The 19,400-nt window shown below is 57.1% G+C and carries 21 protein-coding genes and 1 tRNA gene; 5 read left to right on the top strand and 17 right to left on the bottom strand.

From position 1 onward, the window contains the following. Window positions 1-24 precede the first annotated feature (24 nt). From gpM to ACIPIN_RS19800, 3 genes are read right to left on the bottom strand one after another with little or no spacing between them, the layout of a single operon-like run. Window positions 25-729 (bottom strand): phage terminase small subunit, encoded by a 705-nt coding sequence (gene gpM / locus ACIPIN_RS19810; RefSeq protein ID WP_401121158.1) that lies wholly within the window; start codon window positions 727-729, stop codon window positions 25-27. Then, the gene (locus tag ACIPIN_RS19805; protein ID WP_401121155.1) at window positions 726-1,751 is read right to left on the bottom strand and encodes a phage major capsid protein, P2 family; all 1,026 of its coding nucleotides are present in this window, start codon (window positions 1,749-1,751) and stop codon (window positions 726-728) included. The genes gpM and ACIPIN_RS19805 overlap by 4 nt, the downstream gene beginning before the upstream one ends. Continuing rightward, a complete protein-coding gene (locus tag ACIPIN_RS19800) occupies window positions 1,752-2,675 on the bottom strand; it encodes a GPO family capsid scaffolding protein (RefSeq protein WP_401121153.1) in 924 nt (307 codons plus the stop codon). A gap of 163 nt (window positions 2,676-2,838) precedes the next feature. Here ACIPIN_RS19800 and ACIPIN_RS19795 point away from each other — a divergent pair, with 163 nt between their 5' ends. From ACIPIN_RS19795 to ACIPIN_RS19785, 3 genes are all read left to right on the top strand, one after another. Continuing rightward, window positions 2,839-4,896 (top strand): terminase large subunit domain-containing protein, encoded by a 2,058-nt coding sequence (locus tag ACIPIN_RS19795; protein ID WP_401121150.1) that lies wholly within the window; start codon window positions 2,839-2,841, stop codon window positions 4,894-4,896. Further along, on the top strand, window positions 4,832-5,674 hold the full coding sequence (locus ACIPIN_RS19790; RefSeq protein WP_401121147.1) for a phage portal protein: 843 nt from the start codon (window positions 4,832-4,834) through the stop codon (window positions 5,672-5,674). Before ACIPIN_RS19795 ends, ACIPIN_RS19790 begins: the two co-directional genes overlap by 65 nt. A gap of 80 nt (window positions 5,675-5,754) precedes the next feature. After that, window positions 5,755-6,015, top strand: coding sequence for an ogr/Delta-like zinc finger family protein (locus tag ACIPIN_RS19785; RefSeq protein WP_401121144.1), 261 nt, complete (start codon window positions 5,755-5,757; stop codon window positions 6,013-6,015). Here the strand turns inward: ACIPIN_RS19785 and ACIPIN_RS19780 are convergent. From ACIPIN_RS19780 to ACIPIN_RS19750, 7 genes are all read right to left on the bottom strand, one after another. Continuing rightward, complete coding sequence (locus tag ACIPIN_RS19780) at window positions 5,967-6,203, bottom strand: hypothetical protein (protein WP_401121217.1); 237 nt, start codon at window positions 6,201-6,203, stop codon at window positions 5,967-5,969. The genes ACIPIN_RS19785 and ACIPIN_RS19780 overlap by 49 nt on opposite strands. 647 nt (window positions 6,204-6,850) lie before the next feature. Then, a complete protein-coding gene (locus ACIPIN_RS19775; protein ID WP_401121142.1) occupies window positions 6,851-7,087 on the bottom strand; it encodes a hypothetical protein in 237 nt (78 codons plus the stop codon). Further along, on the bottom strand, window positions 7,084-7,362 hold the full coding sequence (locus ACIPIN_RS19770; RefSeq protein WP_401121140.1) for a hypothetical protein: 279 nt from the start codon (window positions 7,360-7,362) through the stop codon (window positions 7,084-7,086). Before ACIPIN_RS19770 ends, ACIPIN_RS19775 begins: the two co-directional genes overlap by 4 nt. Before the next feature lie 62 nt (window positions 7,363-7,424). After that, window positions 7,425-7,676 carry a hypothetical protein gene (locus ACIPIN_RS19765; RefSeq protein WP_401121139.1) on the bottom strand — a complete coding sequence of 84 codons (252 nt, stop codon included), beginning with the start codon at window positions 7,674-7,676 and terminating at the stop codon, window positions 7,425-7,427. A 12-nt stretch (window positions 7,677-7,688) separates the two neighbouring features. Next, complete coding sequence (locus ACIPIN_RS19760; RefSeq protein ID WP_401121137.1) at window positions 7,689-7,982, bottom strand: hypothetical protein; 294 nt, start codon at window positions 7,980-7,982, stop codon at window positions 7,689-7,691. A gap of 470 nt (window positions 7,983-8,452) precedes the next feature. Further along, window positions 8,453-11,122: a toprim domain-containing protein gene (locus ACIPIN_RS19755; RefSeq protein WP_401121134.1), complete on the bottom strand. Its 2,670-nt coding sequence runs from the start codon at window positions 11,120-11,122 to the stop codon at window positions 8,453-8,455. Window positions 11,123-11,133: 11 nt separating this feature from the next. Further along, window positions 11,134-11,370 (bottom strand): hypothetical protein, encoded by a 237-nt coding sequence (locus ACIPIN_RS19750; RefSeq protein WP_401121131.1) that lies wholly within the window; start codon window positions 11,368-11,370, stop codon window positions 11,134-11,136. An 88-nt stretch (window positions 11,371-11,458) separates the two neighbouring features. On the opposite strand from ACIPIN_RS19750, the gene ACIPIN_RS19745 reads away from it, so the two are divergent. Further along, the gene (locus ACIPIN_RS19745; protein WP_401121129.1) at window positions 11,459-11,695 is read left to right on the top strand and encodes a helix-turn-helix domain-containing protein; all 237 of its coding nucleotides are present in this window, start codon (window positions 11,459-11,461) and stop codon (window positions 11,693-11,695) included. Between the two features lie 3 nt (window positions 11,696-11,698). After that, window positions 11,699-12,757 (top strand): tyrosine-type recombinase/integrase, encoded by a 1,059-nt coding sequence (locus ACIPIN_RS19740; RefSeq protein ID WP_401121127.1) that lies wholly within the window; start codon window positions 11,699-11,701, stop codon window positions 12,755-12,757. Window positions 12,758-12,816: 59 nt separating this feature from the next. Here ACIPIN_RS19740 and ACIPIN_RS19735 read toward each other — a convergent pair. From ACIPIN_RS19735 to ACIPIN_RS19705, 7 genes are all read right to left on the bottom strand, one after another. Then, window positions 12,817-12,892, bottom strand: a tRNA-Thr gene (locus ACIPIN_RS19735). Between the two features lie 322 nt (window positions 12,893-13,214). Beyond that, the gene (locus ACIPIN_RS19730) at window positions 13,215-14,456 is read right to left on the bottom strand and encodes a nucleoside deaminase (RefSeq protein ID WP_401121125.1); all 1,242 of its coding nucleotides are present in this window, start codon (window positions 14,454-14,456) and stop codon (window positions 13,215-13,217) included. 311 nt (window positions 14,457-14,767) lie between these two features. Further along, complete coding sequence (locus ACIPIN_RS19725; RefSeq protein ID WP_401121123.1) at window positions 14,768-15,997, bottom strand: methyltransferase; 1,230 nt, start codon at window positions 15,995-15,997, stop codon at window positions 14,768-14,770. Continuing rightward, complete coding sequence (locus ACIPIN_RS19720) at window positions 15,978-16,667, bottom strand: ABC transporter permease (protein ID WP_071552393.1); 690 nt, start codon at window positions 16,665-16,667, stop codon at window positions 15,978-15,980. The genes ACIPIN_RS19725 and ACIPIN_RS19720 overlap by 20 nt, the downstream gene beginning before the upstream one ends. Next, window positions 16,664-17,359: an ABC transporter permease gene (locus ACIPIN_RS19715; protein ID WP_401121120.1), complete on the bottom strand. Its 696-nt coding sequence runs from the start codon at window positions 17,357-17,359 to the stop codon at window positions 16,664-16,666. The genes ACIPIN_RS19720 and ACIPIN_RS19715 overlap by 4 nt, the downstream gene beginning before the upstream one ends. Before the next feature lie 78 nt (window positions 17,360-17,437). Further along, complete coding sequence (locus tag ACIPIN_RS19710) at window positions 17,438-18,193, bottom strand: ABC transporter substrate-binding protein (RefSeq protein ID WP_401121118.1); 756 nt, start codon at window positions 18,191-18,193, stop codon at window positions 17,438-17,440. A gap of 13 nt (window positions 18,194-18,206) precedes the next feature. Further along, the gene (locus ACIPIN_RS19705) at window positions 18,207-18,980 is read right to left on the bottom strand and encodes an ABC transporter ATP-binding protein (RefSeq protein WP_401121116.1); all 774 of its coding nucleotides are present in this window, start codon (window positions 18,978-18,980) and stop codon (window positions 18,207-18,209) included. Window positions 18,981-19,400: the final 420 nt, after the last annotated feature.

Raw genomic sequence — 19,400 nt, 5'->3', positions numbered from 1 at the left:
TTCCCCGCTGGGGGGGTAGTCGGGTTATTCGGCGGCTTGTTCAGCCCGTTGTTTTTCCAAGGCCTTGCGAGACCCTTTCAGGCGCGTGTCCACCCCGATGCTGGCGTAGAGTTCTGTTGCGCGCTCAAAGTGACGGATCGCCTTTTCCCAGTCCTTGGCGTCCATTGCGCGGATGCCAATCAACTTGTGGTACTTGGCCGGAATCTGTTCGGTCAGATCCCATTCACCATCCACGAACGGCAGCATGTCGCTCAGGTATGGCTCGGGACTGCGCCCGCACTTCTGCTCGTTGTCGGCCCACTCAACAACCGCATCGCCAACGAAGGTCGGGATGTCACGCTTGAAGCGCTCCGGCATCGACTGGCCTTGCTCGATGGCGAACATCGCGACTTCAAGGCCCAGTTCGAACTGCTCGGTGTCGAACAGCCAGACCAAGACTTGTGTCAGTACCGAATTCGGGTGATTCAACCCGGAATCGCGGTAACGCTCGACGTAGTCCATGTACTTGGGCAGCAGCTCGTCACGCTTGAGCTGCTGACGGCTTTCGTGATTGTTGATAGCGCTCAGGCGTTCCAGATCGATCGCCAACGCGCCTTCCATCAGCTTGAGGTGCTTTTGCGCATTGGCGGGACTGGCCAGGGCAGCGCTGGAGCTGTAAGGCTCGACCGTTGCCACTGCCGCCGGGCCTAGCGCAAGAACACGCCGCTTGTGGGTCAGGGCGATGCTCACGGCAGCAGCTCCAGGTTGCCGGCTTCGATGGCCGCGAACTTCTCCAGCTGCTCGATCACATAGCCCTCGTTACGGCCGTTGTAATCTTCGACGCGGGAGCGCTTCGGGTTTTCGATCAGGTGACGGCGCCAGCTGCTGTCCTGGAAGTACAGCGACAGGTTGTCCCAACTGGTGACGACCACGCCGGTGGCCGGAAAGTGCGGGATCACGAAGGACGGCAAGCCGCCATAGGTCGCGATTACCTGGGCGCCCTCGATGCGCTCTTTCTCGGTCGGGGTGTCGCCCTGCTTGGCGTACAGCTTGCCTTTGTCGTTGGCCAACAGGTCGCTGCCGATGATCGCGATCAGGTCGCCGGCATCGCGGAACACCGGGTCAATCATCTGTTTGACGTCATGCACCAGGGCGTCAAGGTTCGCGTAGTCGCCACCGGTGCCGAGGGTGATTTTGCCCGCCGCCGCGCCTTCCTTGAGTACCTGGGCCGGGATCTGCTCACGAGCGATTTGCAACCAACCTTTGTTCACGTCTTGCAGCATCGGGTTAGCGATGATGTCGGTCTGTGGCGCCGCGTGGGTGCCGTGCCAGCCGATCATGATGCGGTCCAGGGCGATTTGACGTTGCACGGCCGCGCTGTAGCGATCAGCAAAGTCGGGGAACTTGGCCCAGCTGTCGATCTTGGCGAACGACAGGCCCACGTCGGACTCGGTGTGGAACAGCTCATAGTCCAGGCCGGACAGGTCGCTAAAGTCCTTGGCTTCACGATCGGTGGTTTTGGTGTTGGTGCGGCTGGACACGGGGCCCGTTACGCCGATCATCACCTTTTGGCCTTTGATTTCGCTGACCGGCACCACGTTGATGCGACTCAAAAAGTCGGATTTCTCGGTGATTTTGTCGTTCAGTTCCTGGGCAATGCTCGGTTCGACGGCGAACTGACGGGACGCATCCTGGACGTTGTACGTCTCGGCCAGGTCGTCCTGCATGAGGGCGAACTGTTCCTGGGCGTGACTGCTAAGAGAAGCGCCCATTTACAAGGTTCTCCGCTTTTGGCTGTGAGTCGCGCCGGTGGTGTGCGGAACCTGGCGACCTTTTGGGGTGTTCAGCAGCGTGTTGAATTTCTTGTCCAGGTTGGCAATGGCCATGGCCAGCGCTTTGTTGGTGGATACACCCTTGCCGCGACGGGAAAATTCGCGCTCTTCTTCGGCGGTGTCGAGAATGTCCTGAACGGAGGTTTCGACGTTGTCGATCGGTTCCTGCTCAACCACTACGTCAGTCGTCGCAGGCTCGATCAAGGTTTGAATGCCGGCAGTGACCAGCAGCAACTGTTCGACCAGTGCCGCCAGCGCTTTGGCTGTAGCTTCATCCATTGGGGGTTTGCTCTCTGTTTGGGGGGGCGGGTTTGCGGGGGATTCTTGAAGGCCGAGTCGCTTGAACAGGCTGGTGACCATCGCAGTCAGCTTGCCCAGCTCGCTTTTTGGCTCTGTGTCCGTCAGGGAGCCAAGTTCCACCGCGTCGGCGAAATAGGCGGCCTTACTGGTCTTGCGGGAAAAATAGAGTTCCTGAGTGCCCAGGCTGGCCGGGGAGTCAGTGACGGCCAGACCGGTCAGGTACGCTTTGCCCGAGCCCGCAAAGTTGGGGGTGACTTCGATGCTGGTGAACAGCTTTTCGCCCTGGTCGTTCAGCGACAGCAATTTGTCGTTGGGCTTGAGCTGCGCCTCCAAGCCAATTTGGCCAGGCTCTAGATCTTCGCCTTCTTCAACCAGGCGCACGGCATAAACGGTGCCGTGGGAGCCCATCCACCGTTCGTGTTCACTCCAGATTACCGCCGTGTATTTCGACGGTTTGTAGGTCTCGGCGACATCACGCAGTTCCTGGGGAAGGATCTCGCGACCATCGGCGGTGGTGCCGCTGGTGGCGACACGTTTCCATAGCGAAACAAGGGAACGGGGCATGGGCGTTAACTGCGCTCAATCGGTGGTTTGAGCCGCCACGATAGGGAGCCGACAGCGGCCAAACAAACGCTTTGCTTTTGCATTCCTCCTATATTCACGATCTAGGAGGTTGGCGGAATTTAACCCCGCGTTTTGCGCGTTTTCGCCGCATAGACTGCGGCCCATGCTCTATTCAATCGAAGTCAAAGAAGCCGCCAAACGCCTTTATCTGCGCCGCTGCAAGCCGCGAGAAATTCAGGCTCAGCTCAAGCTGCCAAACATCCGTATCGTTTATTACTGGATCGCCAAAGGCGGCTGGGACGAGATGCTTTCGGACGAGGAACCGCTGACGGCGGTCGGCCGGCGAATCACCCTCATCCTGGAAAAAGCCGCGACCCTGACCAAGGGCGAACTGGACGAGCTCGACCGACTGACCACCGTTCGCGATCGGCTGTTGAAGCAATCGGCCAAACCGTCGCCGGCGTCGATCGGCGATGCGCCGGCGGAACACCAGGGCGAGCGCCAAGGCCAGCGCGGCGAACGTCGAGAGCGAGGCGACAAGGGCGGCAAGAAGCGCGAGAAGAAAGTTAAAAACGACGTCAGCGAACTGACCGAAGTGGACTTTCTCGACAAGTTCATCAGCAAGATGTACGGCTATCAGAAAGAGCTGTTCGCGGCCAAACAGAACCCGCTGACGTGTCGCATCCGGAACATCCTCAAAAGCCGCCAGGTGGGCCTGACCTACTACTTCGCCGGTGAAGCGTTCATGGACGCCGTACTGACCGGCGACAACCAGATTTTCCTGTCGGCCAGCCGTGCCCAGTCCGAAATTTTCCGCAGCTACATCATCGCGTTCGCGCAAGAGTGGTTCGGCCTGGAGTTGACCGGCAACCCGATTGTGTTGAGCAAAGACGGCAAGCCCTGGGCCGAGTTGCGCTTTCTCAGCACCAACAGCAGCACCGCCCAGGGCCACCATGGTCACGTTTACATCGACGAATATTTCTGGATTCGCGACTTCGAAAAACTGAACACCGTCGCCAGTGCCATGGCCACGCATAAGAAGTGGCGCAAGACCTACTTTTCAACCCCCAGCGCGGTATCGCACCAGGCATACCCGTTTTGGTCCGGCGAGAAGTTTCGCAACGGCAAACACAAAAGCGCTAAAGACCCATGGCCCAGTGAAAAACAAATCGCCGCTGGAGCCCGCTGCCCGGATGGTCAATGGCGCCAGGTCATCACCATCCTGGACGCGATCGCCGGGGGGTGCGATCGGTTCGACCTTGAGCAACTGCAACTGGAGTTTGACGGCGACAAGTTCGAGCAGCTGTTCATGTGCAAGTTCATCGACAGCACGCAGAGCGCCTTTTCCCTGTCCGACCTGGAGCGCTGTTACTCCGACCTGTCCTTGTGGACTGACTACGACCCCGACGATCCGCGCCCATTCGGCAACAGCCCCGTGTGGATCGGCTACGACCCCAGCCGCACCCGCGACGATGCCAGCTGTGTGGTCATCGCCCCGCCGCTGGAGCCTGGCGCCAAGTTCCGGATTCTGGAAAAGCACAGCTGGCGTGGGCAGTCGTTCAAATTCCAGGCCGAGCAGGTCAAGAAGCTTACCGAGCGTTTCAACGTGCAGCACATCGGCATCGATACCACCGGTATCGGCTACGGCGTGTTTGACCTGGTGCGCGACTTCTACCCGCGTGCGACCTCGATCCACTACAGCCTGGAAACGAAAAACACCCTGGTACTCAAGGCACAGGACACGATTCAGGGCAGCCGCATCGAATGGGATGCTGGCTGGAACGACATCGCTCAGGCGTTCCTGACGATCAAGCGCGGCACCACGGGCGGCGGCCAGGTCACCTACAGCGCATCGCGTACCGACGCCTCAGGCCACGCCGATATTGCTTGGGCAATCATGCACGCCCTGGCCCACGAACCCCTCAACACCAACAAGCAGCGGCGTAGCCGCTACTCAATGACTGGATCAGCAAACAATGGCGCGAAGAAAACGACAGCAAACACCGGCAACCACAGCCCCCGGGCGAGCACGGATGTTTTCATTCGGCGCACCCGAACAGGTATTGAGCGAAAACATCGGGCAGTACCTGGGCGTGTTCGCCACGCACGACGGCCGGATCTACACACCGCCGGTGTCGCGACAGGGGCTGGCCAAGTTGCTGCGCGCCAACGCACACCACGGCGCGATTCCCGGGTTCAAGCGCAACCTATTGCTGCGTGAGTTCATCCCATCAGAAGGATGCTCGATCGCGACCATGAGCCGTGCAGGGCTCGACTTTATGGTGTTTGGCGAGTCGTACTTCCTACGCAACCGCAACGCCTTTGGCCAGGTGCTGGAAATGGAGCATCTGCCAACAATCAACATGCGGGTCAAAGTGGATGGTGGTTTTGTGATGTTGCTGCCGGACGGCAAGGAAGTGGAGTTCGAGCAGGACGAAATCGAGCACGTCATGAACTACGACGTGGAACAAAACATCTACGGCGTGCCCGACTACCTGGGCGGCATGCAGGCGCTGCTGCTCAACGAGGCCGCCACTCTGTTCCGCCGCCGTTACTACAGTAACGGCGCCCATGCGGGCTACATCTTCTACACCAACGACCCGAACCTGAGCGAAGACGACGAGGACGAGCTGAAGGCCCAGATCACCGCCAGCAAAGGTGTAGGTAACTTCCGCTCGATGTTCGTCAACATCCCGGGCGGTGCGAAAGAGGCGATCCAGATCATTCCCGTGGGGGACTTCCAGGCGAAAGACGAGCTGGAAAAGGTGAAGAACATCACCCGCAACGACGTGATTGCCGCTTGGCGGATGAACCCCGCGCTGGCCGGGATCATTCCGGAAAACAGCGCGGGGTTCGGCGATATCGAAAAGATTGATCGGGTTTACACCAGCAACGAGATTCGGCCGATCTGCCAGCTGTTCAACCAGCTCAACGACACGTTGCGGGAGGACCGGTGGATTAGCTGGCGGGAAACACCCGTATCAGCTTCGAATACATGATGTAGGGGCTTGGGTGTGAGTAAAGCACTACATGTTGTGGCAAAATAGTACCTTATAAGGAACCTTGGGGAAGGGGCGTTATGCGGGTGTATTGCAAGGAATGTGGCAGCAAAGGGCGGATTGCTTCGCGTGATGAACTGTCGAAAGAATTTGCCAAGCTCTACTGCCAATGTGGTGATGCTGCGTGCGGTCACACCTGGGTGGCTAATCTGACCTTTTCCCACACCTTGAGCCCTTCAGCTCAAGCGGTTGATCGCCTGATGTTTGATCGGCTCCGCCACCTGTCTCGTTCTCAACAGCGAGAACTTTTTGAGCAGCTGGGTGCGCAACCTGTTCTGTAGCTTTTCAACTTCAGTTCGAATTCGTCGAATTGCTCAATTAGATCAGCGCTTATATCGATAAAGCCACTTCTAGCACGCTCAGAAAATCGGTGTTCTGAACCCGACGCACCCATCATAAATATGAATTTATTGCCGAGGCTGTGAGCGTCGTCAATCAATTCTGTCATTTTGGCTTCCGCGTCAATCATTTTGAAACTTCCTGTTTGGATGGGTTTGATTGGCCGAAGTTTAGTTAGCGACATTTTGAATCGTCAAGCCTTTTTTTAAGGTCTTGTAAAACTTTCAATAACCGGCATTTTATTTTTATGGAGGGGCTTCTGGCACGTTTCGATGTGTGGTCACGCCCAGCATAGGAAGGGGTTTGGCCTGTGGTTATGCCGCCGCCATTCCGGTAGTAAAGAATTAACGGAATAACGAAATGACGAATTTGTTAATTATGTACGTATGTACATAAGTGAAAATGGCCAACGGTACAAAAGGGTCATAGTCGCTAATACGCTATGGCGTCAAAGCGTCAAAGCGTCAAAGCGTCAAAGGCGCTTCGGTATAGTGATGCTGTGCCGAGAGCTCAGATAGCAAGTGATGGTTAATTACAGATCACTTGCTTCGATATAATGATTGCATTTGCTATTTGTTGTTGGCGCCCTGGTAGGGTTTTTGATTGCATTTTAGCGATTATTATCTAGCGGAAGTTATAGCTTTCATTGTTCGATATAACGATATTGATCCGTCATGGTTGTCGGGTTGAGGTTGTGGGACGGTACGAAAAAGGGCGCCGAGAAGGCGCCCTGTTCGTTTGAGTTGTCAGTTTTTTAGCCGCTAAATGTTTCAGGCCTTAGCTGGTCAGGCCATCGATTTTGACCACTCCGTAGCGTCGCTGTCCGTTCGAGTTTTCAAAAGCAGCGACCAGTTGCCCACCTGGCAGCGGAATCTGCACCAGGCCATTACCGGTGTTGTGATACAGCAGGCGTGTGGCTTCTACCAGGTGAAAGTCGGTTGGTAGCTCTAACTGTTGGCGAGCCTGTCGCTGCTGATCGTCTGACACGGCGATAAATTGTCTGTCAATAATCATGCTCGCGCTCCATTGAGGTGTTGGCGATCGGCGAGCAGTTCCGCGACAACGGCGGCATCTTGCTCAGTGAGGTCGCCCGTGGCTTGGGCCAGGCCAGCGACACTCCGGAGGTGTACGAGGGCGTCTGGCGTCTTATGGATCTGGTAGCCGATCAGTGCTGCGCCGACCACAGCGGTGGCCAGCATTCGACGGGATGGTTTAAAGACGCTACGAGCGGCCTGTTGCGGTGCTGTGGTAGCCTTCATTTCACTGCTGCTTGGGTGCTGTGCTTGCATGGTGTTGCTCCTTTTGTGGTGGTTGGTGTCGGGGAGGTGCGAACTCCTCGACACCGTCTCTATCAGGCTTGCCGCAATAGGCTTGCCGTGAATACTGGGCGCTGTTCACAGCGCACCTCAAACAACCCCAAGTCGTGACCGTCGACGTCCTGCATGTGCACGACGGTGACGAATGTCGGGGTTTCTTCCGGGTGGTCCCGCCAATGCGCGGCGGCTGCCAGCTCAGCCAGCTCCTCGGGTGTGCGCTGCTCCACATAGTCAGTGGGTAATGGCAGCTGCCCCGCCAGGGTGTTGGCGCTGTAGCGAATGATCATGGCGGCTCTCCTTTAGGCTTGGCGCACCAGGTGCACCACGAAACCAGACGGAATGCCGGAGTGAATGCCCCGTGCTTTCAGATCTGTGACGGCCTTGATCTGGAACTGTGTGCAGTCGTCGGCCAGGAAGTGGGTCACGCCGGCCATGGCTTGATTGCAGAGGTGGTTGATGAAAAAAGGGGTCGTGCAGCTGGCGCCGTGATAGATCACGACATCGGTGCCCTGGTCTTTCAATTCGTCCTGGATAGCTCGCAGCTGGGTGGTTTTGCCGCTGCCTGCGCTGCCGGTGATGATCTGTAGTTGCATGGTGTTGCTCCTTTTCTATTGGGCGGTTCAGGCTCCGCGCCTGAAAAAATGTCGTGTGTGCCCGCGTGTACCCCGGAACATCCGGAACATCTAAAAGTGGAATGGCTGTGAGGTCCGGTTTACTTGGGGTTTGGGCCGTCGGCCAAGCAGTGCCCGCAGCCGGAACATGCCGGAACAATTTTTTTCACGAATGAGCTGTAAGCCTTTATTCATAAGGGCTGCAGCGATGTTCCGGGAAAACCTGTAGCCGGAACATTTCCGGAACAGAGCAACAAAGAATGTTCCGGCGTGTTCCGCTATGTTCCGGCTGAGAGTGATGGAGCGATGTTTGTTATCTATCTGTTTTATATAGATATTTTTATAAATATTAATAATGTTCCGGATGTTCCGGCTCATCATTGGCGACACACGCATTTCAGCAAACCGCCCTATACCCCCACGGATACGGACTTCTATCCCCCGGCCGGTCATCACTCTTTACCCCCCTTGCGGAAGATCCAGCAGTTGAGCGGGCGCTTCTCGATAACCGACCGAACTTTGCGAATCTCTACGTACGTGTGTGAGCTGCTTTGCGGCAGGGCGCGTTGGAGCTGCGCCGCGTGGATGACTTCTTGACCCGCAAGCCGACAGGCGTTGTGGAAGTGCTCGATGTTGATAGCGATCAACGTTCGATCTTGGCTGTGATTCAACGTCTGCTGAATGACTTCCCTCACACCGTCCTGGTCGCTGATCGTCACCACTTTTTCATTTAGGTAGTGATAGATCTGCCAGAACCTGGCCGCTGTAGGGTTTTCGCTGCTGACACGCTGCTGCCGATCGATGGCGCGGTTTTCGACGTGCTTAAACAGCTGCTCCAACAGCTGATCGTTCCAGCCCGGGAACAACGCCTGAGTGGCTTTGGCGGCGGCCATCAGCTGTGCATGGCAATGCACGATGCGCTGATGCTGGATTACGGGATTCGCCTGAAGCCTCGCCTCGTATTCAGCGAAGGCTTCAAAGTAGCGTTCCAACCAAGTTGTTTCCTGTTCCAGGCACCGGCGCAAGTAACCGGAAAGCGCTTCTACGGGAATCGAGTTCAAGCGAGTGGCCACAACCTTGCGTGCAGGTGTGTGACCGGCGCGGGTCGCATGCATGTGAGCGATCCGCGTCAGGATTGCTTCAGAGCCATCGACACTGGCGTTTTGAGATATGCAGAGCGCCGCAAGAAAAATCAGGCTGTCCGTGTCATTGCTCGATGACTTAACGCCCACGGTGCGGAGAGTAGCGTTATGGTCAAACAGCGCTTTCCAGTTTTCCCAGTTGTACTGACTTACCGTGGTGCGGCCCTGAGCATCGACAATCTGACTGTCGGACTCGATCAGCACCACCGGTAGGTTGCTGACCTGAGAAAGCGCACGGGTCAGTCCGATAGCACTGGCACCGTTAGCGTTGGGCTTCATCCCTTCGTAATTTGCCCGACCAAAAAGGCGCCACAGGAACCGCAACAAACTGGACTTACCCGCACCTGCGTCACCGGTAAGTTCAAAGAAAAGCCATGACTCTTGTTTGGTGCGGATCTGCTGAGTGAAAAGGGTTGCTGTCCACCACGAAAGTGCAGCCAGACCATTCAGGCCATTGACCTCGATAAAGTCCGCAAACCAGTCGGGGTCAAAATCGGCTCCCCGTGTGAGCGAAAGGCTGCTCAGTGAGGTCTTTAACCCAGTTTTTCCAATCTCCAGATAGCCGTGATCGTTGGCCATGTACTCACGTCCCTTGTGATAACCAAATGTCTGATAGCAGTAGGTCTTGCTGGTGGCGTCGTAGCCTACAAAGGGCAGCGATCGGACCGTCAGTGCGTTCTCCAGCCACTTGCTGCGCAGCATGGCCAGGACTTTTTCACCGCCCTCAAAGTTGCCGCCTGGCGTGCGCTCCAGGAGCGATTTAGAAAAGCTCCGCGGATCCCCGATTGAGTTGGGGGCCAAGGGCTCTTTGCAGTTCTGAGCCGGGTTCGGAAAGTTGAATTGAAAGAAGAACTGCTGATCCCCGCTGAGTGCATCACGTTGGATGTATTCAAAGTGCGGAACGCAGTTGGCCACCTGCTTGATGTCGCAATACTTGTCGAAAAGCTCCTCTCTGGTTTTGGGGACCGTTCCGCCCTCATGGTCTTTGTTGAGTTCTTTGTTGAATTCGTCGGTGTTCACCTTTGCCGTGTACAGCCGGTCGCCAAACTCCAATAGAAAGAAGCTGAGAGGTTTTTTCAGGTGAAGCAGAAAGGCTCGTTTAGCCGGGTTCGGGGCTATGAACAGCCGGCCCTGATAACTGGCTTCCTGCATAAACACATCGTCGAGCTGACCATCACGATAAACGTCGTCCCAGTCCCGATCGCGGCCGGCAAGTGCGACCCAAGCAATTTCATCCATGGCGAGCAGTTGGCGACGGTACTTGGGAATCACCAGGTGACCGGCTTTGTCGTCGTCCAGGGCAATGATCCAGCGGACCTTCTTTCCTCTGTTGGCCTCGATCACATCCCAGGGGAAGTTGTTGGCCGATATCGACGCAATCACTTTGTAGCCAGCGAGGTGCAAAGCAATGGCGTGGAAAATCCCCTCGACGATGTAGACGCTGTCACCGTTCTCGATGGCCATGCTTGGTGGCATCCAGCCGCCAGACTTGTAGCTCATCTTGGACTTGATACCGGCCTTGTCGCCCTTGTTGGCGGCAACCATGGTGGCGTCGATGATGCGTTCCCAGTAGCCATCACAGAGCGGAAAGCGGACGGTATCAGCCCATTGCCCGTCGTCCATCTTGCGCCGAGCCTGTTCGTACCAGCCTTTCATCTTGCTGATATCAAAGCCGCGATTACGCAGCAGATAAGCGTCGGCCGTGGCGTTCGGGTTCTGCTCAGTCTTGGGGAACCGCTCACTGAGGTTTTCAAACAAGTAGTGGTAGCGCTCACGAGTTTTTTCCTCGTGCTGGCACTGGTTCAGACGATTGCACTTGAGCTGGTACGGCTGCTTGCGGGCGATGTACAGGGTTCGTTCCCCGCAGCCTGGGCAAATGCCTTTCTGCAGGTACTTGTCGCCGATGTCTTTGAAGTCCAGTTCATGGTCAAGCTCCAGGGCCGCGACCACTTCTAGACGGTAGATATCTTCGAATTGCATTTGCCGGCTCCTTACGCTTCACCGGCTTTTGATTTGGGCTTTCCACCGCGCACGCGCTCAGCTTGTTCGGCGGCCTCAATGGCCAAGTGAACCATGTTTACCAGTACCGCAGACTTTGAACCTGGTTGCTTTGGACGGGTCAGGAAGTGCCCGAGCTCGATCTCGTTGCGGATGGCTGAATCCGATTGTCCAGAACGTCGCACCAGCTCGCTGATGGTCACGTAAGGCGTGTCGATGTTGATCTGCATTCTGCTACCCTCTTGGGAATATTTGGGATAAATGTTCCTTGCGAGGAACATTATTTGTTCCTTTGAAGGAACATGTCAAGAGGGGTTTATGGACTTTCCGGCGAAATTCAAAGCGATACGAAAAGCAGAAAATCTGACCCAGAAGGAGTTCTGTGAGGTGATGGGGTTCAGCGAAAGCACCTACCGGAAGTACGAAGCAGGGTTTATTGAGGTCGGAGCACCTGCACTGCTAAAGATTGCCAATCATCCGAGTTTCAAGAAGTACGCCCTCTGGCTGATCACTGACGACACCGCCCCTGCTTGTGGCCAGGTCAGCCCGGTTTAACCCATGACAATCAAAAAGCTGGAAGACGGTCGTTATGAGGTTGATTGCAGGCCTGAAGGCCGTGACGGCCCGCGAATCCGGAAGAAATTTCGAACCAAGAACGAAGCCCTGGTCTATCAAAATCGGATCATGGGAGATGGTGCGCGGGGCGAGTTTGAAAAGCGGAAAAAGAGGGATGAGCGCCCGTTGAGTGCGTTGGTCAATCTTTGGTTCGACTCGCATGGACGGACACTGAAACGTGGTGAAGAGCGCCAGCGTGCTTTGATCGCGATGGCTGAGCGGATGGGCGACCCATGTGCGGAAGACTTCACCACAACGCATTTCACGAAGTATCGGACCGATCGACTGGCCGGGAAATTCAACCGCGAAAAGGCGGGGAGTGGTCGGAAGAAAGGGGAGGAGGCTAAAGCCCCCAGTGCCAATACATTGAATCACGAGTTGGCCTACATGCGAGCCGTATTCAACGAGCTGGAACGCCTCGGTGAGTGGAAGGGAGAAAACCCACTGGGCAAAGTTCGGGCGCTGAAATTTGACGAAACAGAGATGGCTTATCTCACTGCTGAGCAGATCAAGCCGTTGCTGGCAGATCTGGATAGTCGATCAATCGCAGCTGGTGCAGTGGCTCGGGTGTGCTTGGCGACAGGGGCCCGATGGTCAGAAGCGGAAAGCCTCACTGCCCGACAGGTCCGTGACTGCCGCATTCACTTCACTCGCACGAAGTCGTCAAAGAATCGAGCTGTGCCGATTTCTGAAGAGTTGCAAAAGCAAATCAAAAAGGCGATGCCCTTTGGTGATTGCTACAAGAAGTTTGGCGAGTCCGTTGATGCGGTGGCATTGGATCTGCCAGCTGGCCAGTTGACCCATGTGTTACGTCATACCTTCGCCAGTCACTACATGATGAACGGCGGGGACATCCTGACGTTGCAACGGGTGCTAGGGCATGCCTCTTTGGCAATGACGATGAAGTACGCACACTTCAGCCCTGGCCACCTTGCGGAAGTGGTCAATCTCAACCCTTTGGCGGCTGGGTGTGGACACTTTGTGGACATTTCGAAGAAGTGAAGCGGGGGCTTAAACAAGTCCCAGAAACAGCAAAGCCCCGCATTGCGGGGCTTTGAATGTGGTGCCGGCACCAGGAGTCGAACCCGGGACCTACTGATTACAAGTCAGTTGCTCTACCAACTGAGCTATACCGGCGTGTTGGGCGACGATTATAGCGATTGGCTGGGTTCTGTAAACCCCTGATTACTGACTATTTTTCAGCGGGCCTCTGGCAAGGTTCTCGCTCCTGTGTGCGCTTGAGCGCTCCAGGGCTCGTCTTGATCAGCCCACGGTTATCGCGTGTTGTTAAACGTGTCGCCCGCAGGGATGCTTTTGTTGACGAATGACATGGTTTCAATCGTGACGTTGTCGCCACGGGTCAGGTTCCGGAATGTAGCGATCTTCAATCAGAATATGTGCTGGCGTAGAGGCCCGCCGAGTGCTCGACGGGCCTGGTCATGCGGAGGGCGTCAGCCAGTTACACGCCGCTTTTGACAGCGTTGATCAAGGCCTGGCTCAGGACTTGGGCGGGAGCCACCTGCACGCTCTGGGTATAGAACGGCGGCAGGTCTTGGGCCAATTGCGATAGCGCTTGAGCCGTGGTGTTTCCTGGCAGCAACACGTATTGCAGATTCGACGGATAGCTTTGCGGCACCGGGCCTTCCATGGTCGAGCCGTATGCGCCGAGGGTCATCACGGCTTGTGGGGTGATTGGGTCCGGTGCGTAGAGGAAGACGAAGGTGCCGTATTTTGGGTGCGTCAGGTACTGCTCGGCCTGGGCACGTACCGCCGGGTCCGGGTCGTTCATCAGGGTCCAGCGCATGACCGCATAGCTGCGGGTGGTTTCCATGAATGCTGTGCGAATCGGCGACTGGTTTTCCACGCCGCCCAGGCACACCAGCAGGTTGCCGAAGGGATCAAGCAAGGCCACAGAGTTGAACACGTTGGCTTGCTGGGCCGTTTTCAGCAGGGGGGGCGCCAGTTCCGCGCCGGGGTCACGCGGATTGGTTGAGGTTACCGTCAAGGCGTACGGACTCAATTTGGTCAATGCCTGGCGTACCGGACTGTTCGCCGGCAGCGTGGCCGGGTTTTTCAGTTTCGAAGGTTCAAGGCCGCTGTTGTTGCTCGCTTTGCGCACCGTGTCGACGCTGGCGGAGAAGATCGAGCTGGTGAGGTAGTACGCCGCCGAGTCGATGGTCTGGCCGCCGAACACTGGGCTCATCGAGCCTTGATAGGGGCGGCTGACAGGAGCGGCGACCGCGTAATAGGCCCAGGTTTTTTGCGCTTGCTGACGAATCTGCGGTGGCAACGACGGGAAGGTGAACTGGCTGTTGTAGTTGACCCCCGCGTAGTCATCGATCGCACTCACTGCGACGTTGAATCCGGCTGTGAGCAGAGCGCCGGCGCACATGGCGCACGGGTCCAGAGTGGTCACGATGGTCAATTTGTTGGGCGGCGGAAGCTTCAGTGATGCCGCTTTTTCGTAGTACCAGTCCACCAGTTGTCGCTCGCCATGAGCGGTTGGGTCGTGGGGTAGGAAGTAGGTGGTGCCGCTTCCCGGAAAAGGCATTAACACGTTGTTGTGAAGGGCTGCGATGACTTCACCAGTGGCGTTGTTGATGATGGCCCCGCCGACGGCGAAAGTTTTTTGAATGGCCGCGAGAATGGCCTGGTTGGCGACGGTATCGACTGCTTCCTGTGCACTTTTCAATGTGGTCATTGTGTCCCAGCTCCTTGCTGTCCTGAGTGCCAGAGATTTCTGACGCCTGGCAACGATAGTTCAAGCTACGGAGGTTGGTTATGACCATTCGGCTTAATGCTTATGCACAACGGGAGGTGGCTTCGCTGCGTTTACGGCTTATTTTGTGGAGCAGTTCTCAATAAATCGCAACTGGCTGTTTTTTCGCCTGTTTTTTAATATGAACAAAAAATGACCAGTCGCTTTTATGGCCTAAAAGCCATGGATCCAAAGGCTTTCGGCAAGTTTCATCAACAGACTTATCCACAGGCTGTTGATCGAAATGGAGGGGGTTATCGACGCTCGGCGAGGAGCATCAGATTGCGCGGTGTCAGTGGGGTTTCGCAGAACAACCCCAGACGGACGGTATAACCCTGCTCTTCGAGAAACAGTGCTCGGTCGAGTACCAGCCACAGTTCCAGCGGGCGCCGGAACAGGCCACGCAGCAGCTCCAGATTACGCACCTGCGCCAGGCGTTCCCAACCAGCGGCTTCCAGCGCCGACCAATCCTGCGCCGGGACTGTGGATAAGTCTTTCAGCGTAGCCAAGTTGTGGCAGTAATCGGCGAAGGGTTTATCCAGCCAGGCGCTGGGCAGCGATGGTGTTGTCAGGTAGTCGTCACAACCGCGCAGTTGCCGTTGCAGCAGGTCGAAGGCCAGGCGGCGGGCCATGGATGTATCGCGCTGACGTCGGACGCGGGCACCGGCGGTGACGGTTTCGCTCAGAGGCAGGGCCAGATCGTCGAGGGAAAGTTGTAGGCTGGAGCCTTTAGCCGCGCCGGACAGCGGTTGGTACTGGCGGGCGCTGATGCGGTTATAACAGCAGGGTGCAATGGCCAGTTGTTTGCAGCCGGCCGCGCTGGCCAGTTGCATCAGCCGTACATGTAAATCGCCGCAGGCGTGCAGGGCGACGGGTGTGTGTTCGGCGCTCAGACTCGCAGCCGCATCGGTTGCCATCACGTCTTGTTGGAGATGATTGACCGCGAGGTGATGGTGTTGGCTCAGCGCCTGACCGCTGGCGATCAGCGCCGGGTCGTACTCCAGACAGGTCAGTTGCTGGCCGACTTGCAGCAGGCGTCGTCCCAAATGACCTTTGCCCGAACACCAGTCGAGCCAATGCAGGGGTGTTGCAGAAAATTGCAGGCAGCCGGCAAAGGCTTCGATCTGCTGCCATTTACGCCCGGGCACGTCGACGCTCAGGCGTCGGGTCGAAGGCTCAGTCGTATGAGCAGGAAGGTCGCCTACTGCGCTGAGGGCAATGGACTGCGCTGCCAGCTCTGGAAAAGGCGCGGGTGCCAGAAGACGCTCAGGATGGTTGTGGCTGTTTTCCGCGTCTTCCAGTGAACGCTGGCGTAGCCAATTCGCCAGTTCTGGATAGTCCGCTTCCCACGGCAATTGCCGATGAGTAAACGGACGCGGTCGCCAGAGTGCCTGGTGTTCGGTCAGAAACCTGTCCAGCGCCTTGAAGCGGGCGAGCAGTTGCTCGCCCGTCAGCACCGGCCGATCAACGTCCCTGGCAGGCATCGACGCGCAACCAGCGCTCCAGCAGCTTGAAGCCACGCACCAGGATGTAGGCCATCAACAGGTAGAACATGCCCGCCGCGAAGAAGATCTCCACCGGCAAGTAGGTTCTGGCAATGATGGTGCGAGCCATGCCGGTCAGTTCGAGCAAGGTCACGGTGCTGGCCAGGGCGCTGGCCTTGAGCATCAGGATTACTTCGTTGCTGTAGGCCGGCAGGCCGATGCGCGCGGCACGCGGCAGGATGATGTAGAACAGCGCCGTGGGGCGCGACATGCCCAGCGCCCGAGCCGCTTCGATCTCGCCCTTCGGGATGGCCTGGATCGCCCCGCGCAGGATCTCGGCAATGTAGGCGGCGGTGTGCAGGGTCATGGTGGCGGTGGCGCACCAGAACGGATCGCGCAGGTACGGCCACATCGCGCTCGCGCGGACGGCATCGAACTGCGCCAGACCGTAGTAGACCAGAAACAGCTGCACCAGTAACGGTGTGCCACGGAAGAAGAAAATGTACGCGTAAGGCAGTGCACGCACGTACCACAGCCGCGACGAGCGGGCGATGCCCAGCGGAATCGCCAGCAGCAAACCGAGGACGACGGCGATGGCCACCAGCTCCAGGGTCAGGGTTGCGCCCTGTGCCAGTTTCGGCAGCCATTTGATGATGACTTCCCAGTTCATTGCGTGCTCCTCGCGAAGCCGCGAGCGGCGCGTTTTTCCAGCAGGTGCATGCCGGTCATGGCCAGAATCGTCAGGCCCAGGTACATGAAGGCCGCGACCATATAGAAGGTGAACGGCTGCTTGGTCATGGTCACGCCGTTTTGTGCATGACGCATGATTTCTTCCAGGCCGATTACCGACACCAGCGCGGTGTCCTTCATCAGGATCATGAACAGGTTGCCCAGGCCCGGCAGGGCGATGCGCCACATCTGCGGCAGGATCAGCCTGGTGAAAATCCGGAGCTTCGAAAGGCCCAGTGCCATGCCTGCTTCACGGTGACCTTTGGGAATCGCCAGGATCGCTCCACGGAAAACTTCCGTGGCATAGGCGCCGAAGCACAGGCCCAGAGCTATCACGCCAGCGGCGAAGGCATTGAGCGCGAGATCGGGGTTGCCGAAGAACTCGCCCAAGGCACGCATCAGGTTGACCGTGCCGAAGTAGATCAACAGCACCCAGAGCAATTCCGGGATACCGCGAACCAGGGTCGAGTAAGTGCCGCCAAGCCATTGCAACGGCTTGTAAGGGGAAGTCTTGGCCAAGGCGCCGAGCAGACCGAGCACCAACCCCAGGCACAACGCCGAGAGAGCCAGTTTGACGGTCATCAGCGCGCCAGCGGCGAGCGCCGGGCCGAATCCGTAGAGATCGATAGTCATGGATTTCTTTTCAAATCGCGGCAGGCTTTGCCAAGGACCGGCACCGTCAGAGAGTGGCGCCGGTCAGGCCAGTCAGAATCAATAGATGCTGAACGGGAAGTACTTGTCGTTGATCTTCTTGTACGTGCCGTCAGAGACGATTTCTTTCAGCGCGGCATTGAGCTTGTTACGCAGTTCGTCCTGACCCTTGCGCACGGCAATGCCGATTTTGTCGCTTTCTACAACGGCGTCACCTTTGAACTCGTAGTTTTTGCCTGCGTCGCTTTTCAGCCAATCGTAGTTGGCGTACTTGTCGGCGAGGATGGCATCGACACGACCGGAGGTCAGGTCCAGGTAGGCGTTTTCCTGAGTGTCATACAGCTTGATGGTGATGTCGTCACCGTAGTGGTCCTCAAGCCAGGTGCCGGCCAGGGTGGCGCGCTGGGTGCCGATGATCTTGCCTTTGAGCGAGTCCTTGTCGGTTTTGAAGTCGACATTTTTGGGCGCGATGAACTGCAGCTTGTTCGAGTAGTACGGGTCGGTGAAGTCAACAGCCTGCTTGCGCTCCTCGGTGATCGACAGCGAGGAAACCAGGAAGTCGAACTTTTTGGCGTTCAATGCCGGGATGATGCCGTCCCAGTCAGAGGTGACGACTTCGCACTCGATCTTCATCTTGGCGCACAGGGCGTCGCCGATGTCTTTGTCAAAACCGACCACCTGGCCGCTGGCATCTTTGTTGTTGAACGGTGGGTAAGCCGCTTCGATGCCCATTTTCAGCTTTTCGTCGGCCATCGCGTTGGCCGAGAACACCAGTGTGGCGGCCGCGGCCAGGAGGAGTTTTTTGTAAGTCTGCATGTAGGTAGCTCCGTTAGCGGTTGCTGGACATGAATTGTTTGCAGCGCGCCGAAAGCGGGTTTTCGAACACCTGCTGGGGCGATCCTTGCTCTTCTATGAGCCCCTGGTGAAGGAACACCACTTCGCTGGACACCTGACGGGCGAAGCCCATTTCATGGGTGACCAACAGCATGGTGCGACCTTCTTCGGCCAGGGCGCGGATCACGTTTAGTACTTCCTGAACCATTTCCGGGTCAAGCGCGGAAGTCGGCTCATCAAACAGAATGACTTTGGGTTGCATCGCCAGAGTGCGGGCGATGGCGGCGCGTTGTTGTTGGCCGCCGGAAAGCTCCGCAGGATAGGCATGACGTTTGTCGGCGATGCCGACCTTGGCCAGCAAGGCTTCTGCTACTTCGATGGCCTCGGCCTTGCTTTGCCCGAGTACGCGTCGCGGAGCTTCGATGATGTTGTCGAGCACGCTCATGTGCGGCCACAGATTAAAGTTTTGAAATACAAAACCGATTTCGCTGCGCAGGCGGTTGATCTGCTTGCCGTCGGCGGCTACCAGCTCGCCGTTTTTCGCAAGCTTGAGCTTGAGCTCTTCGCCGGCAACCAGAATCTGGCCCTGGTGCGGGTTTTCGAGCAGGTTGATGCAGCGTAGGAAAGTGGACTTGCCGGAACCGGAGGAACCCAGGATCGAGATCACATCGCCGTCGCGTGCGGTCAGCGAGACGCCTTTAAGCACCTCAAGCGTTCCGTAGCGTTTGTGCAAGTTGCGGATTTCAAGCGCGGGCGTGGCCTCAGCCATGTGCGGTCCTCAGTGTGTTCTGTTGTGCTTGTGCTGTTGGTCGGCGTTCCCGGCGAGGTGCCACGCTAGCATAGCGTTCGAATAGCGACCAACAGCCCCACGGGGCGTCGACGGGAAGTGTGTGAGCGGTTGTTGCATCAGCGCAGCAGATTGGCGCGCCATCAACAACCGAACGCCCGTTTCAAGCCATGTCTGCGCGGGTGTCGCGTAAAAAAAGGCGCGATGGTGCCAGCTTTGGCCGGGTGTTGGAAGCGCTAACCGGACAAACGTTCCGGATCTGCCCTTTTATTGTGCGCTAGCCGTATTTTCTGTGTGTTTCTGGTGCGTTAATTCGTTTGTGAAGTGTGTGGCAGGGTAACGTTCTGGCGAAGTGCCATTAATTTCAATGACTTGCGATGACTGGTCAGTCGCCGTACAGCC

This window comes from Pseudomonas sp. NPDC087697, assembly GCF_044743155.1.
In the GTDB taxonomy this organism is placed as follows: Bacteria; Pseudomonadota; Gammaproteobacteria; order Pseudomonadales; family Pseudomonadaceae; genus Aquipseudomonas.
The sequence above is the reverse complement of the archived record's forward strand: the minus strand, read 5'-3'. Positions and strand labels throughout refer to the sequence as shown.